Genomic DNA, 4,515 nt, shown 5'->3' on the forward strand with positions numbered 1-4,515 from the left:
AGGGCATATTCCTGACCCGTTTCCTGGACACTCGCGTAATACAAGGCCGCTAGAATGATGAGTGGCAGAATTATCAAGGAAGACGGTCATAAACCATAGAATGTTATGTAAAATATAACGCAACATCTTTCAATGTATTTGAAAGGACTGCGCTATGGCCGAAATCAGACCTGTTTCAGATTTGCAACGAAAAGTCGGGGAGATTACCGACCTGGCAAAGAGCACCAAAGAGCCGATATACCTTACTAAAAATGGTTCAAAACACCTTGTGCTTATGGATGCAAATGCCTTCGATGAACTTGCGTCGCGCGTTCAAAAAGCCAGCAAGGATGCATAGTATGGCCAAGTACTGTTTGTCGCTTACGGGGGCAGGAACATATCAAACCGAAACCGTCGCGGTAGCACGCGCATTCCTCGAGCGCGGGGACTGGGTTGAAGTTCGCAGGCTTATTGTCGACGAGAACCTACTCTTATTGAATACGGATGGCAATCGCAAGAGGATTGGCGGGGAAATCCTAAAGCGTCTCAAGACGCTGAATAATCAAGAAATCGAGCTCTATGCGAATGCTGTAGGTGATGACCTCGCGGCGATTACGTGGATATCACTATGCAGAACATATCCACTTGTAAAGTCGTTTGCTCAAGAGGTTTTGGTTAAGCGGTATGCTCGCATGATCCCGGATTTGCCGCACACCACCTATGATGCCTTTGCCGACGACCAACGTTTTGAGCACCCTGAGTTCGCTGCCCTTACGCAAAAATCGCAGGACAAAGTTGAGATTCGAGTATTTGGGTTTCTACGAGACTGCCATCTCATAGATCGTAGCTACCACATCACGCCTTTGTATGTGAGTCCCCGTTTTGTAGAGATCGTGTCTCAAGAGCACGAAGAAGACCTTGCTTTGTTTCCAAAGGTAGGTGTTTTACTATGACAAAATCGTTCCCCCGCATTTCGTCGGCAGATGCACGACAGTTCATCATCGACCATCTGACCGACGACACCTTTCTCGGTCGCGGCGGATATACACTTAGGCAGAATCTTTATGTTCTACCGTATTCTCCCGCCCAGGAAAACGATGCCAAAGACCTCATAAAAGCGATGTGCGAGCACGACTTGCCTCTAAAAAGCGTCAGCGCCGAGAACATAAACCTGTACGATATTGTCTTGAAGTTCTTGGATGAAAAAGACATATGGAATGCTCTTTGTGAAGCGGAGCGAGATGCCGATCGAGAAGACATCATCATGATGCTTCAAGATACGGTTAGCGTCTCAGATGTGATTCAACCCGCTGTAGAGGAGAGACTCCGGTCGAGCGAATGCGACCTAGCTTTCATTACGGGGATTGGCGAAACGTTTCCCTACATTCGCACGCATGCATTGCTAAATAAGATCGAAACGGACAAGCCTATCGTTTTCGTTTTTCCAGGCGAATACCGGCAGTACGCAGATGGATCAACCTCGCTCGATATCCTAAACATCCCTTCTCAAACAAACGGGGGATATTACCGGGCTACGTCAATATTTGAATTGTAAGGAAGGCGCGATATGCTATTCGAGGATATGTACGCAAAACCAATCAACCGCCCTATTGATCCGGTTGTAAAACCTGACAGCATCAGCCACTTAGCTAACGAGCTCGACGAATACGTTGTAACTTCCGAGCTCGAAGGACATCTTCTGCGCTTCTTCGAAGAATACAACGATGTTGATACAACGGGAAACGGAGCTTGGATATCGGGCTACTTTGGAAGCGGTAAATCTCACTTACTGAAGATCTTAGCTATGATGCTAGAAGATAAAGAAGTTGATGGAAAGAAGTCATTCGATTACATCCTGCCAAAGATTCAAAGGAACCCCTCTCTTAAAGGTGCAATGGAAGTAGCACGAGTCAAACATCCCAGCGAATCTATCCTGTTCGACATTGGCGTGGCAGCACCGAACCAAGGGCGTTCAGAAGCAAACCCAATCCTCGCCGCGTTCAGCAAGGTATTCAATGCTCATTGCGGTTACTATGATGGCGATCAGCAGCATATTGCCGAGTTGGAATACGATCTTGACAAGGCTGAGAAACTCGAAACATTTACGGGGCTAATCGAAGAGATGACGGGCAAGCCCTGGGTTCAGGTTCGCTCGCAGGCTCTTCTAGACGCTGCAAAGATCACTAAAGCGTTCGATCAGGTAAGCGGTAATCCCGATGGGTATACGCGAAACGTTATCCAGTATTATCGCGACACCTACACGCCGAGCGTGGATTCCTTTTCTAAACGAGTTAAGGAGTACATTGACAAGCATGATGCCGGCTTTCGCCTGAACTTTTTCGTGGATGAAATCGGGCTTTACGTTGCCGGAAATCCTGAGCTGATGGTGAAAGTGCAAGATATCGCTGCGGCACTGAACACTGCCTGCGAACGAGATTCTTGGATACTGGTTACCTCGCAGGAAAACGTCGAGGACGTCTTGGGTGAAATGAAGAAGAAGTCCGCAAACGACTTTTCGAAAATCCAAGCACGCTTCGAGGTAAAGATACTTCTGACCTCGAAAGACGCGAATGCGGTCATCAAGGAGCGTTTGTTAAAGAAGAGCGCTGAGGCAGTGCCTGAAATTGAGTCTATGTATGATCAGTACAAGGACGACTTCCGAGTTCTTTTCGATTTTGCAGACGGCTCAAAGCACTACAAGAACTATGCAGACAAACAGGATTTTGTAGACACTTACCCGTTTGTTCCTTACCAATTCGACCTGTTTATTACCGCAATGCGCAGGTTGTCAGATTTTAACGCCTTTACGGGGCGGCACCACTCGACGGGTGCCCGTTCGATGCTGGGAGTCTTTCAAGGAGTCGGGGCAAGCCTTGTTTCCAGCGGCGGAAACGGACTCTCTGGTTCAACGGAAGACAGGACGCTTGCCACGTTCGACTCGATGTTTGAAGGCCTTCGCAATTCCCTCAAGGGTGAAGTATACGGACAGATTACGATAGCCGAGAACAATCTTGTCGATAACCCCATGGCCATACGCGTATTGAAAGCGCTGCTTCTTGTGAAGTACTGCGATGACTTCAAAGCAACGGCCGGAAATATTCGCGTACTGCTCTATGGCTCCTTTGCCCAAAACACCTCGCAGCTTGAACAAGAAATCAAAGACTCACTGGCCGAGCTGGAACGGCAAGTGTATGCTCATCGCAGCGCCAACAGCAATGTGTATGAATATCTCACCGATGAGGAAAAAGACATCGAGAAGGAGATACGAAACACCGAGGTCACTGTTTCGGAAATCGAGAACTGCATTGCAGAGATGCTGAAAGACATCGTTGGCTCTCACCGCGCAACCTATCGAAACGGCTCGTTTGAGCACTCCTTCAACTACAACCTGCGTATCGACGGAGACAATCAAGGCCAACAGCGCCACGATCTGACGGTAAACATTATTACCGACCCGGCAGTTTCCAATGGCTCTCTTGGGGTGATACCCACGGCACCCAAGACGCTTTCGGTGGCATTGAAAGACGCAAACGAGTATCTAAACAACGTGCGTATCTATATGCAAACGCAAAAATATGCGAACCTCAACAGTGGGTCCGGAGAGGTTCGGGCTGCGATAGTGTCAGATAAGCGCAAAGACGCTGCGGCACTTCATCAAAAGCTCCGACAAGATTTCACTGATCTTCTGACAAATGCCCTGTATAACGCAGGCGGCGTTGACGTTACCGGTCAGCTATCGGGATCGGGGAAGGATATCCTGGCGGCGGGTGTACAAGAGCTCATTCGTCGTTCGTATACGGGGTTGCAGCAGCTGCGCAAGCATATCACCGATAATGATGTGTACCAGAACTGCCTTGCCGGTCAGTTGTTTGTAAACGCTGCGTGCGAAGAGTACGTCGAAACCGTCTTTAGCAGAATCGGCCTTTTGAGTAGTGCGAGTGTTATCACGATTGGCGGAGACGGCACCTCGAGTCTTATCGCATATTTCTCAAAAAACGAGTTCGGATGGCCTGATGTTGCGGTTCGCAATGCACTCGCATCGCTATATCGCAACAGGCGTATTGAGATTCGCAAAAGCGGTGCGCTTGTTGAAGATACAACTCTTGCGGACGCTTTGAAGAGAAATATCGATATGGGGAAATACTCAGTCAGCAAAACTGCGACGGTAAGCGCAGAACAGCTTGCTTTGATAAACCAGGCATACCGCAAAGTGACCGGAGTCAATCCGTCCGATTCAGACGCGAAAGCCATAGGCGCAGACCTTGTTGCGTATTTAACAAACCAAATCTCTCCAATAGAGGCTACCTCGTCACAAGCCAGTTCCTATCCTTTTGCTCAACAGTACCAAGACAACCTGTCCTTCTTGCGGGGCATTACAACAAATGCGTCGAACGATAGCAAATGGGTAATAGAACAATTTCCACAGAAGGCAGATGAGGTAGCGCGTGTCCTGAAGGATCTTTCGTCGATGAAGCAGTTTGTGGATGGCTCGCCGATAGCGACAAAGTGGCAAGAGGTAAAAAGCTTCAAAGACCA

Annotated in this window: 4 protein-coding genes; all 4 read left to right on the forward strand. The window is 48.5% G+C overall.

Annotated elements, in window-relative coordinates; all coding sequences use genetic code 11:
• The first annotated feature begins 154 nt into the window (after positions 1 to 154).
• Positions 155 to 337 carry a type II toxin-antitoxin system prevent-host-death family antitoxin gene (locus tag RR842_RS09590; RefSeq protein WP_332724955.1) on the forward strand — a complete coding sequence of 61 codons (183 nt, stop codon included), beginning with the start codon at positions 155 to 157 and terminating at the stop codon, positions 335 to 337.
• A 1-nt stretch (position 338) separates the two neighbouring features.
• Positions 339 to 932 carry a DUF1819 family protein gene (locus tag RR842_RS09595; RefSeq protein ID WP_332724957.1) on the forward strand — a complete coding sequence of 198 codons (594 nt, stop codon included), beginning with the start codon at positions 339 to 341 and terminating at the stop codon, positions 930 to 932.
• Positions 929 to 1,534, forward strand: a complete 606-nt coding sequence (locus RR842_RS09600; protein ID WP_332729595.1) for a DUF1788 domain-containing protein — start codon at positions 929 to 931, stop codon at positions 1,532 to 1,534. Before RR842_RS09595 ends, RR842_RS09600 begins: the two co-directional genes overlap by 4 nt.
• A 12-nt stretch (positions 1,535 to 1,546) precedes the next feature.
• The coding region (gene brxC / locus RR842_RS09605) for a BREX system P-loop protein BrxC (protein WP_332729596.1) at positions 1,547 to 4,515 on the forward strand (2,969 nt) is incomplete at its 3' end.

Origin of the sequence: Gordonibacter sp. (assembly GCF_036667095.1) — a bacterium.
GTDB lineage: Bacteria > Actinomycetota > Coriobacteriia > Coriobacteriales > Eggerthellaceae > Gordonibacter.

What these genes read in the sequence shown, in the direction of transcription:
- RR842_RS09590 (WP_332724955.1), top strand. Translation starts at nt 155, where the DNA reads ATGGCCGAAATCAGACCTGTTTCAGATTTGCAACGAAAAGTCGGGGAG.
- RR842_RS09595 (WP_332724957.1), top strand. Translation starts at nt 339, where the DNA reads ATGGCCAAGTACTGTTTGTCGCTTACGGGGGCAGGAACATATCAAACC.
- RR842_RS09600 (WP_332729595.1), top strand. Translation starts at nt 929, where the DNA reads ATGACAAAATCGTTCCCCCGCATTTCGTCGGCAGATGCACGACAGTTC.